Genomic DNA, 15101 nt, shown 5'->3' with positions numbered 1-15101 from the left:
CCTCAGCCCCCGAGGCCCAGCTCGCGCAGGGTCGCGTTGAGTTCGGTGCGGGCGGCAGGGTCGAGGCCGAGCAGCGGCAGCGGCAGGTTGGGCGAGGCCACGAGGCCCAGAGTTTCGGCCGTAGCCGACATGACGCGCAGGCTGCCGTACCGGCGAAAGAGCGCCCAGAGTGGTTCGAGTCGGTCGGAGGCTGCGACGGCCGCTGTGCCGTTGCCGGCCTGGGCGGCTCGAGTGATCGCTACGGCGGTCTCGGGAAAAAGCCCGCCAAACACGCTGTACCAGGCGTCGGCGCCGCCAAGCAGTCCGCCGATGGCTAGCCAATCCCCGGAGACCCCAATCGTGACCTGCGCGGGCATCACCGCGCGGAGAGCGGCGATTCTGGCCGGGGCCGCCGTGGCGGAGAGCCCCGGAATTTTGATCGAGGCGACGTTCGGCAACGCGGCAATGCGCCCGTGCAATTCGTCGCTGAAGGCGACGTGCGTGGTTCCCGGGTTGTCGTAAACGACGAGCGGAAGGGCCAGCTCCGCGGTCACGGCCTCATACAGGCCGAAGACTTCATCGTCGTTGAGAGGCTGGTACGTCATCGGCGCGAGTAACACGCCGGCGGCGCCGGCAAGTTGGGCATCCGCTGCCAGTTCGAGTACCTGCCGGGTGCGGAGTGCGCCGATTCCCACGATGACCGGGGTGATGCCGGCCGCCTCGACTGCCGCCCTGGCGGCCCAGGCACGCTGTTCACGGCTGAGGTAGGCGTACCCGCCGGTCGAGCCGAGCGCGCCGATCGAGTCGACGCCGGCTGCGGCAAGTCGGGAGATCAGGCGCACGAAGGCCAGCTCGTCGATGCCGCTCTCGTTGGTTGGCGTAAGGGGAAATGCGCTGAGCCCTGTGAACATAGCTGTGCTCCTTCGTCGGTGCGCGCGCGTAAGCGGCGCTTCCACCATCCTCCTGCACGTTCTGGGTCGAAGAGGCCTTCATTCAGATGCGCTCCACCATGCCGCGGGTGGAGCCCGCAGCGATCGCCGAGCCGCCGAGCCGCCGAGCCCGCTTAGCTCGCCGCGACCGCCGGAGCAGCGCGATCAGCCGGGTCGAGCACGGCTGGGCGGGCAGGCACTCCTTTTCCCAGTTGGGTTTTTCGGTGGGGCGCTTTTTACGCGGCCAGAGCGTCGGCCGCCCAGCGAATTGCACTCACTCCAGCCCGGGTGCCGTGCGTGTCGTCCTCATGGCCGCGCAGGCGGCGGCACTCAACGAGGTCCTCGGCCGGTGTGATGTGCGGATCGCGGCAAGAACTGGTGTAGTCGGTGTAGTCGATTTCAAGAAGGAGTTCATCGTCGGTCATGGTTGTGGATCCACTTCAGCAGCGCATCTCAGGTGTAGATGCCGGATGGATGCACGTGACGGAGCACATGCTTGCCCCGAGCTGATCGTGCGCGAGTTGTTGGCGCGTGATCTAAATCGAAGCCGATGTCACTCTCCGGCGGCGTCGACGGAGCTGGTTCAGTGCTTCACAGCGTAGGTCGCCATCATCCGGAATGTCTGTAAGACAGTGAAATTCTTAGATTTCGTTACCGGCCAAAGATGCGTCCCGCTCATTTCGAGCCCCGGGTAACGATTTGCTCGCGAACGCGTTGCTCCCAGTATGACTATTCCGCTCTCTATCCTTGACCTTGCTCCGATTACCCCCGGCCAGACCGCTCGGGAGAGCTTCGCTGGGAGTGTTGCCCTCGCCCAGACAGCCGAAAAACACGGGTATGAGCGGGTCTGGTATGCCGAGCACCACAATATGCCGACCATCGGATCGTCGGCGACGAGCATTCTGATCGGCCACGTGGCTGGCCAGACCTCCACGATTCGGCTCGGATCCGGCGGCGTCATGCTGCCCAATCACTCACCGCTCGTGATCGCCGAGCAGTACGGAACCCTCGCGGAACTGTACCCTGACCGCATCGACCTGGGCCTCGGCCGGGCGCCCGGAAGCGACCAGAATACCGCTCGGGCGATGCGTCGCGACCCCCGTGCCTCTGACCAGTTTCCGCAGGACGTCATGGAGCTGCAGGCCTACCTTCGCGGGCAGTCGATCGTGCCCGGCGTGCAGGCCATTCCCGGGACCGGTACCAATGTGCCGCTGTTCATTCTCGGATCGTCGCTGTTCGGCGCCGGGCTTGCCGCAGCCCTCGGCCTGCCATACGCCTTCGCGTCGCATTTCGCGCCCGACGCACTACGCGAAGCGATCGCGCTCTACCGCCGCGATTTCACGCCGTCAGAGCAGCTTGCAGCGCCGCACCTCATCATTGCGGCCAACGTGATCGCGGCCGACGACAAAGCGGATGCAGTGACGCAGTTTGAGACGACCCGCCGCACCCGGGTGCGCGGCATGCTCTCTCGAGGACCGGCAACGCCCGAATACGACGACGACCAGATCGACGTCTTCCTGACCACGCCGGAGGGTCGCAATATCGCCAACATGATGCGCTACTCGGCGGTTGGTACCGCCGACGAGGTGCGCGCCTACCTTGAAGAGTTCGCCGAGGGAACCGGTGCCGATGAGCTCATTCTCGCCCACCAGTCCCCATCGATTACGGACCGCCTGCGCTCGGTTGAGCTCACGGCCGATGCGATGAACCTCGTCACTGCCTGAGTCCGTACGCGCTCGTCGAACAGCTGCTGCGGGACAGCCATGCGCTCGTGCGGCCCCGGGTTCCCGGGCCCCCGCCAAAGTAGCGGAGCTGGCTCGTCCGGGGCGGATACTCCAACTTACGCCCCGGGGACCGGGTCGCCCAGAGGATCGGCAGCACCCAGGTCGACAAGGGCCATCCCGCCTACCGGCAGGCCCGCCCAGGACAGTAGGGTCCACCCGTTCTCTGGTGAGCCGGTGAGTTCGACGACACCGGTGTTGTCGAGCTCGTTCTCCCCGGCAAAAGTCGACGGTACGTTTTGCGCGCGGGCCGCGGTCCAGACCCGAATGGCTGCCCCGTGGCTGAATACCGCGGCGACCTCAGAGCCAGCCGCTGCGAGCGCGATGTCCGCGTCGAACCGACGGAAGAAGGCGTGACCGTCGTGAGCACCCGGCATCCTCTTGTCGAGGTTGCCGGTGCCCCAAGCTACCGCTGTCTCTAAATAGGTGCGAACGGATGCTCGATCGCGCAGCCCCTCGAGAGATCCGGCTTCGATCTCGTGCAACCCGGTCGCAATCTGCACATCCAGCCCGCGATCGGTGGCGAGCGGGTGCGCCGTCAGATGCGTGCGCAAGAGCGTCGACACGAAGATGGCGTCAATCGGTTCGGAGCGCAGCGCATCGGGAATAGCGGATGCCTGGCGCAGGCCGAGATCGGTCAATCCTGGACCGGGATGCGCGGTGTCAAGCTGCCCGAGAACGTTGCCGGGAGTTTGGCCATGGCGGATCAGGAGAAGTCGCATATCCCTCCAGCATAGGCAACGTAACCGAGCAAGAGAAGACGGCCCCAGCGTTGAGGGTTTCGAGCGGCAGGTGCGGCACCTGCGGCGGCAGTGTCAGATGTCCGTGGCGATCTCGCACTTGGTGAGAACGGGCGTGCCGGACAGGATCGTTCCCAAAGAAGATTTACCGGGTCCAGCCCGATAGGTGCGGTAAGCGGTGTCGTGGTCCAGGGAGATCCACTTTTCCACGAGAACGAAGTGGGTGGGGTCCTCGGTGTCGACGAGCACATCGACACCGAGGCATCCGTCGAAAGCGCGGGTGGCAAGGAGAGTGTCGTGTATTACATCGGGAGCCTCGGCGAGGGACTCGGGCTTTACATGGATATCGAGGAAAGCGGTGATAGGCACAAGAGCTCCAAACAGGTTGAGGTCACGGGAGAATTGGCTGCGCGTAATCGATCTGGCACGCATTGACCGACCAAAAGAAAGGTCGTGTATTCCAGCATAGGGAACGCGGTGTGCCGGGGGATGCAGTTACGCCGACCGCACGGCTGTGCCTGGTCGCCGTAGCGCCGGCTCGAGCTGACAGCCGAGAGTGACAGCATGGAGGAAGTACATTTCGCGCGTTCGAACAGAAAGAAATTTCATGACGATCATCAAAATCAACGCCATCACCGTGCCGAGCGACGGCGGCGACGAGCTCGCCCGCCGATTTGCTGCCCGTGCTGGCGCTGTCGACGACCGGCCCGGCTTCGAAGGCTTCGAGCTTCTGAAGCCGACCGACGACCGCCTCACCTGGCTTGTCGTCACCCGCTGGGCCGACGAGGAATCGTTCCAGACCTGGTTGAGTTCTCCGTCATTCGCCAACGGGCACCGCAGCGAGACGCCGAAAGAGGGCGAGCCGGCGGCGCGCCCGGTCGGCGTGAGCAGCGAGCTGTGGTCGTACGCCATCGCTGGCGGTACTGCCAGCTAGCCGATCGCCCGACAGATCGGGACGTCGCAATCTTGACGGTGTCGTTCCGAACGGACACGCTAGCCCACACTACGTGGCGGGGCTCGACTCTGGATCGGGGGTGGTGTCCTGAAGCAGGTCGGTGATCGACCGGAGGGTTTCTGGCGAGACGTCGCCGAGCATCCGTGCTGCGAAGCTCACGACGCGGGCAACGCGCAGGCTCTTGACGAAGGCGAGTTGAGCGTCGACGCGTTCCGGCAGGTCGCTATCGGAGCCGAGCATGTATTCCGCGGGGATGCGGAAGAATTCGGCGATGCCGGTAAGGAGTGCTGGATCGGTCACGAGGGGTCCATCGCCGGTGATCATGTAGGCCCAGCGTGCGCGGGAGAGAGTTAGGCCGCGTGCCTTCAATCCAGCTTCAATTTGTCGAAACGTGTAGGGGGTATTTCCTTCGGCAACGACGACGTCGAGCAGCAGGTTGAGTTTGCGGGCCAACTCCAACTGTGGGCTCACGTCGGCGGCGTCCCGCGTGGTCATTGCTCTGGAACCACGAGGGTGGCGTCTTGGACCGCCGACCGGGCCTGGGTGCGCGCTTCGGCTAGATCGATCCGTGTCATTTCGGCGGGGGTAAGGGTTTGGTCCGGGAGCAGCAGCAGGTTGTCTCGAATTTCGACGTGTCGCCGGTAGAGGTGAATGCCAGGCGTACGCACCGTAAGAAGCTGCAGCGGCGAGAGTTGTCGCTCGATGCTGAGGTACGGGGTGTCGCTGAGTAGTCGTTGCCATAGCGGCGTGATGCGCCAGAGGAGCACTCTGTCGCGGTAGTTCTTTCGGCCGGCGGCCAAGCCGTCGACGGTTGCAGTGAGTCCGAGTCCAATGACCAGGCTGATAGGGGACAAGAGTAGGGATAGCGTGTAGGCAGTACGCGCCCAACCGACCAGCAAAAAGTCCGCGTAAAGAACGGCAAGAACTGCGCTCGTTAGGCTAACTACGGCGTAGGTGAGTACGCCCAGGCAAGCGAGAAGTATCAAGCTTAATGAAATCCGTGTGACATGGCGGCGCTGCCGACGCAGGTCAAACAGGCACGCCGTTGCGAAGGACACCGCGAAGATGCCCATCGCGATCCAGGTTGTTGCCGCATAAGCAGTGAAATCCCAGCGGGGAATGAACGACGCGGCGATGTCGTCTGTCACGCGCCAGTCGCTTCCGAAGAACAAAAGGGCCTGGGCGAGGACGATCACCGCGGTGATCAGGATAGTCGCATGTTTGCGAGCTCGGGTGAGCCCGCGAGGCGCCATAGCCTCTTGCACAATCACGTCGAGGAGCGCAATGGCCACAATGGTCAGAGCGTGGAAGATGAAATAAGTTACGTTGCCGTTGCCCAGCAGCGCGTCGACGGGCCGGTACACCGGTTGGGGCATGAGCGTCATGGTGAGTGCGAACACCGCTAGAAACAGGAGAAGCGGCCGACGTCGTCCCCGAATTGCCGACGGAACACACACTGCCGCGGCGATCCAGAAGACGGCAGAGAGCGTGAAGAGGATCGCTTGCATTAGAGCACTTGTCCGAATCCGGTTTTGGTGCCGTGGGCCGCTTCAGGGCCATCACGCAGCATGATGAGGGCCAGCTCGTCGCCGATGGCCTCGGCCAAGGCCTCCTGTTCGTCGGAGAAGCGGGTGCGCGAGAGCGCATAGACGATGGCATCGAGGGGGATCAGGGGCGCGAGCAGAGCGATTTGCTCGGCAGAGAGCAGCTCCTGTTCCTGATTGAGGATCATGTGGCCGTATTCGTGATTGATGAACTGCTGGCGGTGCACCACCGAACTGGTCGGTGCGTGGTGGATCCGCTCAAAACTCTCTCCGGCGACGGCGACCCACAACCCGCAGAGCCCGGCCCCGAGCATTCCTGGCGGCGCACTTTGAACCACGATCTTCTTGCCACGCACCGTTTCCATGTGTCGGTGCAGCAGCTCAGCAGTGAGCGGCCGGGGTAGACCGAGTTCGGCCACCATCGTGTGCGCCCGTTTCTGGCGTAACTCGTAGCTCATCCCGTACCCCCTGAAGATACTTTGAGCCTACCTCCTTGCCGGGAGCGGTTAAGGAGAGTGTCGGCGCACCGCCCGTAGAAGCCCTACGATAGACATGTCCAACGTTGGTCTAGGGGGGGGAGGATCGGCTATGGCTTGGCTCATAACTGGCGGTAATGCGGGGGCTCTGATACCGGTGTCTGACACTGGTTTTGGCCGTCCAGCACTCGGGCACAGGCTGCGCTCTGCGTGGAATTTGCATGCTTGGCGCTTCCGAGTCGGGGGCGCCAAGCGACAGAACGGTCGGTCGGTCTTTCATCGCGCGATTAACGGCGCCACAGTGCCTCATGACGCGGCGCCTCGGAGCAATACGAGCGTTGACACTCTCGCGCTGAGGTGGTTGCGGGGGCTCGTGCCCGCCGAAATCGATCAGCAGGTCACCCTGAGCTTTGATAGCTGGCACAACGCGCAAACGAAGACGGAGATCGGCATTGGCGACGACGGCGCTATGACCGTGGCGAATCTCCCGGCCGTTCGCGCAGCCTGGCGCATCGTTCAGTCAGGTCGCAGCGTTGTGGTTCAGGTTTGGTCTATGCCAGAACGTCCACGTGCATCCGGCGCCACAATCAGGGTCTGGGTATGCAATGGAGACAGCGCCCGTGCGATTGACGCCAAGATTTTGGAGCACACGCTGCAGCTCGAGGGGGGCGAGTCGGCGCGGACTACGCAGACTCGCTTCGCGACCGGCTGGATTGTGACCGGGGAACCCGGTGGCGCCCACCGCTCGCAGTGACGCTTGCCGCGCGGCTCATAATCCCGAACGCTAAGAAACGTTACTTCGCGGCCGCAGTCAATTCGGACCCGCCGTTAAGCTGTGCCAATGAGCACTGTGCGAACTAATGACGCCGAACCACCCGTCGATGCGGCGCGCCCGGCTCGATCCCAAGCACTGCTGGATGCCGTCACCAACTCTGTTGTCATCGCCGACGGCGCCATGGGCACCATGCTCCAGGAACACAACCCCACCCTCGATGACTACCAACAGCTTGAGGGCTGCAACGAGATTCTCAACGTGAGCCGCCCCGACATCATCGCGGCCATTCACGACGTCTACCTCGAAACCGGCATCGACGCCATCGAGACCAACACCTTCGGTGCGAACTGGTCGAACCTCTCGGACTACGGGATCGAAGATCGCATCGAGGAGCTCGCCAGGCTCGGCGCCGAGATTGCCCGCGCCAGCGCCGAAAAATTCGAAGGCCGCGACGGCCGCGTGCGCTGGGTGCTCGGCTCGATGGGCCCCGGCACCAAGCTGCCGAGCCTCGGTCACACCACCTACGCCAATCTCAAGGCCACGTTTGCCGAGCAGGCGCTCGGCCTCATCCGCGGCGGCGCTGACGGGTTCCTCATTGAAACCTCGCAAGACCTGCTGCAGACCAAGAGCGCGGTGAACGGATGCAAGCAAGCTATTGTCGAGACCGGCATCCGCTTGCCGATTTTCGTCGAGGTGACGGTGGAGACCACCGGAACCATGCTGATGGGCAGCGAGATCGGCGCCGCGCTGACCGCGCTCGAGCCGCTCGGAATCGATGCGATCGGCCTGAACTGTGCGACCGGACCGACCGAGATGAGTGAGCACCTGCGCCACCTCTCCAAGTTTTCCCGCGTGCCCGTCATCTGTATGCCCAACGCCGGCCTGCCGCAGCTAACCAAGACCGGCGCAAGCTACCCGCTGACCCCCGACCAGTTGGCCACGGCGCACGAACAGTTCGTGAAGGAATTCGGGCTGGGACTGGTCGGCGGATGCTGCGGCACGACTCCCGCACACATGACGGCCGTGGTCGAACGGTTGCGTGGCGTCACGGTGAAACCCCGCACCCTCGAACAGGACCCGGGTGTCGCGAGCCTGTACCAGCACGTCAGTTTCGACCAGGACAGCGCTTTTCTGGCCATCGGGGAGCGCACCAACGCCAACGGCTCGCGCGCTTTTCGCGATGCCATGCTCGCTGAAAACTGGGACGACTGCGTCGACATCGCCCGCAGCCAGGTGCGCGACGGCGCCCACCTGCTCGACGTCTGCATCGACTACGTCGGTCGCGATGGCGTCGCCGACATGAAGCAGGTCGTCTCCCGACTGGCCAGCGCCTCGACCCTGCCACTCGTCGTCGACTCCACCGAGCCGGCCGTGCTACAGGCCGGTATGGAACTCATCGGTGGTCGTCCGGTCGTGAACTCGGTCAACTTCGAAGACGGCGAAGGCCCGACGTCGAGGTTCGGCCGCATCATGCCGCTCGTCAAGGAGCACGGCGCCGCTGTGATCGCCCTGACCATCGACGAGGAGGGCCAGGCCCGCACCGCCGAACACAAGGTGCGCATCGCCACCCGTCTGGTGGACACCCTCGTAAACGGGTGGGGAATGCGGGTCGAGGACATCATCGTCGACGCATTGACTTTTCCCATCGCGACCGGCCAGGAAGAAACCCGCCGCGACGGCATCGAGACCATCGAGGCGATTCGGCAGATTAAGGCGAAGTACCCCGGTATCCACACCACGCTCGGCGTCTCGAACGTGTCGTTCGGACTCAACCCCGCCGCGCGATCGGTGCTGAACTCGGTCTTCCTGCACGAGGCCACGGAGGCCGGCCTCGACTCGGCCATCGTGAACTCGGCCAAGATCGTGCCGCTCGCCTCTGTACCCGACGACCGCCGCAAGGTGGCGCTCGACCTGGTCTGGGACCGCCGCGAATACGACGCCGATGGCGCCCTCACCTACGACCCACTCGTGGCCCTGCTCGACCTGTTCGCCGGCGTTGACTCCGCAGCCCTGAAAGACGAGCGGGCCGCCGAACTCGCCGCCCTTCCGGTGGGCGAACGCCTGGAACGCCGCATTATCGACGGCGAGGCCAAGGGCCTCGAGGCCGACCTCGACCTTGCCAGGGCCGGGGGGTTGAGCGCCCTCGATATCGTCAACGTGCACCTGCTTGTTGGCATGCAGGTCGTCGGCGCCCGCTTCGGCAGCGGTGAGATGCAGTTGCCGTTCGTGCTGCAATCAGCCGAGGTCATGAAAGCCGCCGTGGCGCTGCTCGAACCGCACATGGAGAAATCCGAAGCGGCCGGCAAGGGCACGATCGTACTCGGCACCGTGCGCGGCGACGTGCACGACATCGGCAAGAACCTCGTCGACATCATTCTCACCAACAACGGTTACGACGTGATCAACATCGGTATCAAACAATCGATAGCCGAATTCATCCGGGTCGCCGAGGAGAACAACGCCGACGTCATCGGTATGAGCGGGCTGCTCGTGAAGTCCACCGTGGTGATGAAAGAGAACCTCCTCGAGCTTCAGTCGCGCGGCTTTGCCGACAAATGGCCGATTCTGCTTGGCGGCGCAGCCCTCACCCGTTCCTACGTCGAAGACGACCTCGACAGCGTCTTCGCCGGGCAGGTGCGCTACGCCCGCGATGCCTTCGAGGGCCTCGCCCTGATGGAACCGCTCGTGGCGATCGCCCGCGGCGCTGACCCTCTCTCGGTTGGCTTGCCACCGCTGAAGAAACGCATTCACAAGAAGAGCCTGCTCACCCTCACCGAACCCGAAGAGATGCCCGGGCGTTCCGAGGTCGCGAGCAATAACCCGATTCCGGTACCGCCGTTCTGGGGCACCCGCATCGTCAAGGGTGTAGCCCTCGCCGACTTCTCGGCCTTTCTCGACGAACGCGCCACCTTCATGGGGCAGTGGGGGCTCAAGCCCAGCCGCGCCGAAGACGGCGCGAGCTACGAGGAACTGGTCGACACCGTCGGTCGGCCACGCCTGCGCTACTGGCTCGACCGCATCTTGGGCGAGGGCCTGCTCGATGCGTCCGTCGCGTACGGCTACTTTCCGGTGGTGGCCGAGGGCGATGACATGGTCGTGTTGCACCATGGCGACGACCCCACCGGTATGGTCGGCCGGGCCGGACTGCTCGCGCCCGACGGCGGTTCCGGCGGCGAGCTCGGCACTGACCGACTGCGCTTCAACTTTCCCCGGCAGCGCCGTGACAAACACCTGTGCCTGGCCGACTTCGTGCGGGGGCGCCGGAATTTGCAAACGGGGGAGCCAGGCCAAACGGATGTCGTCGCCCTCCAGCTGGTCACTGCCGGCTCCCACGTCGACGAGGTCACGGCCAAAATGTTCGCCGCGAACCAGTACCGCGACTACATGGAGCTCAACGGGCTCACCATGCAGCTCACGGAGGCCCTCGCCGAGTACTGGCACTCGCGCATCCGCTCGGAATTCGGCGTGGGCGGCGAAGACCCCGCCGACATAGCGGGCATGTTCAAGCTGGAGTATCGCGGAGCCCGGTTCTCCCTGGGCTATCCGGCCTGCCCCGAGATGGAGGACCGTCGCAAGGTGGTCGAGCTGCTGCAACCCGAGCGGATGGGCGTGGTCTTGTCGGAGGAGCTGCAGCTGCACCCCGAGCAGTCGACCGACGCGTTCGTGTTCCACCACCCGGAGGCGAAGTACTTCTCGGTGTAGTTGAACGGCGGCCAGTCGAACGGCGGCGAGTCGAGCAGCGCGGCAGCTTTTACCGTGGATCGCTTGACGGCAAGGGCATTCTTTTACGGTGGGGTGAGCGCACGCTTCAGCAAGAACCCCGGCCAGTAGGATTTATTTATGCAGTTGAAGGGGTACGAATCGTCGGTAACGTTGGAACCTGTTCGATATGAGCTCGCGAACCCTGCGGGCGATGAGTGGGATGACAATTGGCTGGTCATCAAGGGGGACGTATCGGCGCCTGACGCGGAGTGGCAATTTGCTGTTCCGTGTTTGACGACGTTTGAAGCGAAGCGCATTTCGGCTTGGCTGCGCGGCGTGGCCAACGGTGACGTCTCCATAAGCGTCATTGGAGACGCCGGGATTGTGCCGTCGCTCGAATTTACCGAACCAAATCTTGCGTTCAGTGTTGGCAGCTATCAGGGCGGCTTGATGTCGGTCAGGGTGCACTTTGCGCTTGAAAGCATGCCTGTCGGCCAGAGCAGCGATGAGCGTGATCAGTTTTGGGTGGAAATCGCAGTGACGGCTGCAGATCTTGACTCGTCGGCCAATCAGTGGGACAAAGCGCTCTCAGTCTTCCCGGACCGCTAAGCGCTGGGCAGATTCGAGCGGTCGCCTGGTCAACGGCGGGGGCTCAGGCGTGCTCGGCGCAGGGCCGCGAGCACGGCCGGGCCGACCAGCGCAATACCGACCACGGTCGTGATGGCGCGCACGGTATCCCAGGTGAGGGTCGACGTGACGAGTGAGTAGAGCGCGAACGAGGCAAGGTTCTGGCCGGGGTCGGCTCCCGCCGTGTAAGAGATATCGGTGCCACTACCCACCGCAAACGGCCAGAACCAGAGGTTCATCATGAGCCCGAACAGGTACGACGCAACTATCCCGTAGGCAGCCAGCAGAAAGATTTCGCGGCTGGCGCGCATACGCTGGCGGGAAGAATTCTGCCGAGTGGCGTTCTGCCAGCGCGGCAGCAGCCCGGCACCGGCGCCGACCCAGCCGCTGGCGAACATCTGGAACGGGGTCCACGGGCCAAAGCCGCCCCAGAGCACCGACGACACCGCGATGGTAAGCAGACCGAGCAAAAAACCGAAGCGCGCGCCGTAGACGCGTCCGGCCAGGATGAGCAGCACGAACACCGCCTCGACCCCGCCGACGCCGGCGCCGGCGATGCGCACCGCGGCGCCGACGGCTGAGAGCACGCCGAGCAGCGCGACGGTTTTCGCCGTGTACATCTCGCGGTCGAGGGTGAGCGCGAGGGCCACGATGAGCGCTGGGATGAGCGCGAACGCCACGATCGGAACCGCGACCTGCGTGTCTGCCGGCACGGCACCGACGAAGAGCGGCCAGGCGAACGCGGCCGCGGCGAGCACGCTGCCGCCGCCGAGAATCCAATTCGTCCAGCGGATGCTGCGGCGCGGCCGTGCCTGATCTGCGCGTTCGCGGGGGCGGTCGCTGAATGCGATCCCTGCGTCGGGGGCACTCTGGGTATCTGGAGCCTCGTCGGCGAAAGTACCGACGACGACGTCGTCGCTGACGTTGCCGGCGGCGGTTGCGTTCGCGCGGGTCGTGGTTGATTCGTCGGTCATGAAAGCACCTCGATCGGGGCAGCGAGCCGCCCGGCCTGCATGTGCAGGTTGCGCGTGGCCAGGTCCTGCGCAAAGTCGTCGTCGTGGGTGGCGAAGATGACCGCTGAGGCTGCACCGGCAGCCGTGAGCAGCGCCGCACTCACGAGCGCGCGCGCAACCTGGTCGAGGCCGCGAGTGGGTTCGTCGACGAGGAGTAAGTCGGGCCGGGCGGCGAGCTGAATGGCCATAACGAGGCAGAGCCGTTCGCCGGCGGAGAGGTCGCGCGGGTGGCGCTGCAACAGCGGCGCGGCATCCGTTGGGGCATTGAAGCCGAGCAGATGGGCAAAAAGAGCTGCGGTGCTGCGTTCGGTATCGGTAGCGGCGGGAAGAGCGCGCCTAAAATTCGGTTCGCGCAGCGTTCGATCAGCGCGGCGACATTCCTCGGCCACGGTGATCGCAAACAGCAGGTCGTCGAAGTTCTCGGGCACGAGCGCCACGGTCTGCCGGCGCGTTCGCCGCTTGAGGGATCGAACATCTTGCCCGGCGACGATGACGGTGTCGGCAGCGGTCGGCAGCGCGATCGCCCGCAGCAGGCTGGTCTTGCCGGCGCCGTTGCTGCCGCGCAGGGCCACGAGCTCGCCCGCCTGCACCTCGACGGACACGTCGTGGACGACCAGATTGGTTTTGTGCCGAACACTCAGCCGACGGATGCTCGCGAGCGGCACCGCAGGCACAGCGCCGATATCCCGCCTAGCGCCCTGCGCCGCCGTTGCGATGCCTGGACCGCTCCCGGAAGATGGCAATGCGCTGCCCCACGAATCGGCGGGCGAATCGGCGGGGAGCTGGTGCAGCCGGCTGCCTCGAATCTGGAGCCAGGCATCCGCTATCGAAGCGAACTCCTTCGTGTTGTGTTCGGCGATGACGACGCAGACGCCGGCTTCGTGCGCGAGCTGGCCGAGCACGGTGCAGACCCGATCGCGGGCGGCTGTATCGAGGTCGGCGAGCGGCTCGTCCACGAGCAACAGGATGGGATGGTTTACGAGGGCGGCGGCTATCGCGACGAGGCTGGCCTCACCGGCCGAGAGCTGCTCGATCGGACGGTCGACCAGGTGCTCGATTTTCAGCCGGGCGGCCACCTCGAGAACGCGGGCGTGCACGATCGGCGGGGCGACATTGCGCACGGCGAGGGCGAAGCCGATCTCGTCGTGCACCGTTTCGGCTGCGAAGCCGAGGCGCACGTTTTGCGCGACGAGCCCGACGAATCCGGCGGTGTCGCGCGGGGGAGTCGAGGCCCGGTCGGCGCCGGCAATGTCGATGCGTCCCTGCTGGGTGCCATCGTAGAAGTGCTGGAACAGGCCGCTCATGCTGTGGAGCAGGCTGGTTTTGCCCGACCCGGTCGCGCCGACGATCACGGTGAGGGTGGCTGGCTCGAGGGTGACGTTGAGCTCGTCGAGGTGCCAGCCCGTCTTGTCAGGCGCAGCACCGAAGTTCAAACCGGCATCCCGGAGCACCACCGGTGCCTCGCACACGCCGGTCACGACACGGGTGGCCGCGAATCCGCGGGTTTCCATTGATGCGGCTAGCGCGAGCGCGCGCTCGATTGTCTGCTCGAAAATGGGCACGAGCAACGACTCGATCGATCGTTCTCCGCGCAGGGAGCGGGCGACGCGCACGCGGCGCACGGATTCCAGCAACGCCGGAAAGGTCGCCCAGGCGATGACGAGCGAACGGGAGATGGCGCGCAGCGGGCCGCGACCGGCACCGCGCGCGAACAGGGATTGCACGTTGATGACCGCGTTCAGCAGGCCGAAGAACACGATGATGGCGGCGACCGGCAGTGCGCTGAGCGCGGCATTGCCGAGACCGACCAAGGTGATCGGGCCCAGCAGCGAGATGTGGCTGAACGGCCCGTCGAGTCGGAGCCGGGGAAGCTCCAGGAGCACCGGGCCGGTGCCTGCGCCGACGCCACCGAAGACCACGCGGTAGACGACCCGCAGCAGAACGAAGCCCACCGCGAGCACGATTGCCGCGAGAAGCGCGGCGAGGCGCAGGCGAAACACTAGCTGCCGGGCGTCGGCGTTTCAGTGCCGGTCGTGTAGACGAGGCCCACTGACTGGCCGGGCTCGACCTCGAGCGTGCCGAGGCCCTCCTGGGCGTAGGCCCAGTCGGCGTCGGGAGTAGCCTTCACCCAGAGCGCCCAGTAAGCGTAAGCCGGTGGCATCGAGGCGCAGGATTCGCTGAAGGATTCCTGGCCCTCGACCACGACGGTTTCGTCGGCGGCCGGGCGGTCGTTGACGCGGCAGACGATGGCGTCGCCGTATTCCACGCTGCCCTCGGTCGTGGTGCCCGTCGTTGCAAGGGTCTCGCTCGCAGCGATGGTCTTGGTCGCGTCGACGCACTCGGTGATCGTGGCGGCGTCAAGCGTTCCGAAGTCCACGACGACGGCGACGCCGGCGCAGTCGGCCGAGGAAGCTTCAACGGTCGCGGCAGGTGAGGCCGACGAGCCGGAATCAGCGGGAGCGCATCCGCTCAACGCGGCGAGCAGAACGAGCGCGCCCAGCGCAATCGAGGTGCGGGCACCCGTGCTGCGGAAGAAAGTGGGCGCAGAAGAAAATGGCGCGGTGAGGTTCATGAATCCAG

15 protein-coding genes are annotated in these 15101 nt (G+C 65.0%); 5 read left to right on the top strand and 10 right to left on the bottom strand.

The window, feature by feature from the left end; all coding sequences use genetic code 11:
* Window positions 1-2 precede the first annotated feature (2 nt).
* Together CXY70_RS02320 and CXY70_RS02315 are read right to left on the bottom strand one after the other, a co-directional pair.
* The gene (locus CXY70_RS02320; protein WP_104190786.1) at window positions 3-890 is read right to left on the bottom strand and encodes a dihydrodipicolinate synthase family protein; all 888 of its coding nucleotides are present in this window, start codon (window positions 888-890) and stop codon (window positions 3-5) included.
* A 254-nt stretch (window positions 891-1144) separates the two neighbouring features.
* The gene (locus CXY70_RS02315) at window positions 1145-1333 is read right to left on the bottom strand and encodes a hypothetical protein (RefSeq protein ID WP_104190785.1); all 189 of its coding nucleotides are present in this window, start codon (window positions 1331-1333) and stop codon (window positions 1145-1147) included.
* Between the two features lie 300 nt (window positions 1334-1633).
* On the opposite strand from CXY70_RS02315, the gene CXY70_RS02310 reads away from it, so the two are divergent.
* Complete coding sequence (locus CXY70_RS02310) at window positions 1634-2632, top strand: LLM class flavin-dependent oxidoreductase (RefSeq protein WP_104190784.1); 999 nt, start codon at window positions 1634-1636, stop codon at window positions 2630-2632.
* Window positions 2633-2748: 116 nt separating this feature from the next.
* On the opposite strand, the gene CXY70_RS02305 is transcribed toward CXY70_RS02310, so the two are convergent.
* Window positions 2749-3411, bottom strand: coding sequence for a histidine phosphatase family protein (locus CXY70_RS02305; RefSeq protein WP_104190783.1), 663 nt, complete (start codon window positions 3409-3411; stop codon window positions 2749-2751).
* 93 nt (window positions 3412-3504) lie between these two features.
* Window positions 3505-3798: a putative quinol monooxygenase gene (locus tag CXY70_RS02300; RefSeq protein ID WP_233205698.1), complete on the bottom strand. Its 294-nt coding sequence runs from the start codon at window positions 3796-3798 to the stop codon at window positions 3505-3507.
* A gap of 238 nt (window positions 3799-4036) precedes the next feature.
* On the opposite strand from CXY70_RS02300, the gene CXY70_RS02295 reads away from it, so the two are divergent.
* Window positions 4037-4363 (top strand): antibiotic biosynthesis monooxygenase, encoded by a 327-nt coding sequence (locus CXY70_RS02295; RefSeq protein WP_104190781.1) that lies wholly within the window; start codon window positions 4037-4039, stop codon window positions 4361-4363.
* Between the two features lie 69 nt (window positions 4364-4432).
* Here CXY70_RS02295 and CXY70_RS02290 read toward each other — a convergent pair whose 3' ends face one another.
* Genes CXY70_RS02290 through CXY70_RS02280 form a run of 3 tightly spaced genes read right to left on the bottom strand, consistent with a single transcriptional unit; the run spans window position 4433 to window position 6386 of the window.
* The gene (locus CXY70_RS02290; protein WP_104190780.1) at window positions 4433-4879 is read right to left on the bottom strand and encodes a hypothetical protein; all 447 of its coding nucleotides are present in this window, start codon (window positions 4877-4879) and stop codon (window positions 4433-4435) included.
* Entirely contained in the window at window positions 4876-5892 is a 1017-nt protein-coding gene (locus CXY70_RS02285; protein ID WP_104190779.1) for a DUF6545 domain-containing protein, read from the bottom strand. Before CXY70_RS02285 ends, CXY70_RS02290 begins: the two co-directional genes overlap by 4 nt.
* Complete coding sequence (locus CXY70_RS02280; RefSeq protein WP_104190778.1) at window positions 5892-6386, bottom strand: hypothetical protein; 495 nt, start codon at window positions 6384-6386, stop codon at window positions 5892-5894. The genes CXY70_RS02285 and CXY70_RS02280 overlap by 1 nt, the downstream gene beginning before the upstream one ends.
* A 391-nt stretch (window positions 6387-6777) precedes the next feature.
* Between CXY70_RS02280 and CXY70_RS02275 the strand changes: the two genes are divergently transcribed.
* The 3 genes from CXY70_RS02275 (at window position 6778) to CXY70_RS02265 (ending at window position 11490) form a co-directional block, all read left to right on the top strand.
* Window positions 6778-7158: a hypothetical protein gene (locus CXY70_RS02275; RefSeq protein ID WP_104190777.1), complete on the top strand. Its 381-nt coding sequence runs from the start codon at window positions 6778-6780 to the stop codon at window positions 7156-7158.
* Window positions 7159-7245: 87 nt separating this feature from the next.
* Complete coding sequence (gene metH / locus CXY70_RS02270; protein WP_104190776.1) at window positions 7246-10881, top strand: methionine synthase; 3636 nt, start codon at window positions 7246-7248, stop codon at window positions 10879-10881.
* Between the two features lie 138 nt (window positions 10882-11019).
* Entirely contained in the window at window positions 11020-11490 is a 471-nt protein-coding gene (locus tag CXY70_RS02265) for a hypothetical protein (protein ID WP_104190775.1), read from the top strand.
* A 29-nt stretch (window positions 11491-11519) separates the two neighbouring features.
* Here CXY70_RS02265 and CXY70_RS02260 read toward each other — a convergent pair whose 3' ends face one another.
* From CXY70_RS02260 to CXY70_RS02250, 3 genes are read right to left on the bottom strand one after another with little or no spacing between them, the layout of a single operon-like run.
* The gene (locus CXY70_RS02260; RefSeq protein WP_104190774.1) at window positions 11520-12482 is read right to left on the bottom strand and encodes an ECF transporter S component; all 963 of its coding nucleotides are present in this window, start codon (window positions 12480-12482) and stop codon (window positions 11520-11522) included.
* Complete coding sequence (locus tag CXY70_RS02255; protein WP_104190773.1) at window positions 12479-14521, bottom strand: ATP-binding cassette domain-containing protein; 2043 nt, start codon at window positions 14519-14521, stop codon at window positions 12479-12481. Before CXY70_RS02255 ends, CXY70_RS02260 begins: the two co-directional genes overlap by 4 nt.
* Window positions 14521-15093, bottom strand: coding sequence for a hypothetical protein (locus tag CXY70_RS02250; RefSeq protein ID WP_104190772.1), 573 nt, complete (start codon window positions 15091-15093; stop codon window positions 14521-14523). The genes CXY70_RS02255 and CXY70_RS02250 overlap by 1 nt, the downstream gene beginning before the upstream one ends.
* Window positions 15094-15101 lie beyond the last annotated feature (8 nt).

This window comes from Cryobacterium sp. Y82 (assembly GCF_002929495.1).
Lineage (GTDB): Bacteria > Actinomycetota > Actinomycetes > Actinomycetales > Microbacteriaceae > Cryobacterium > Cryobacterium serini.
The sequence above is the reverse complement of the archived record's forward strand: the minus strand, read 5'-3'. Positions and strand labels throughout refer to the sequence as shown.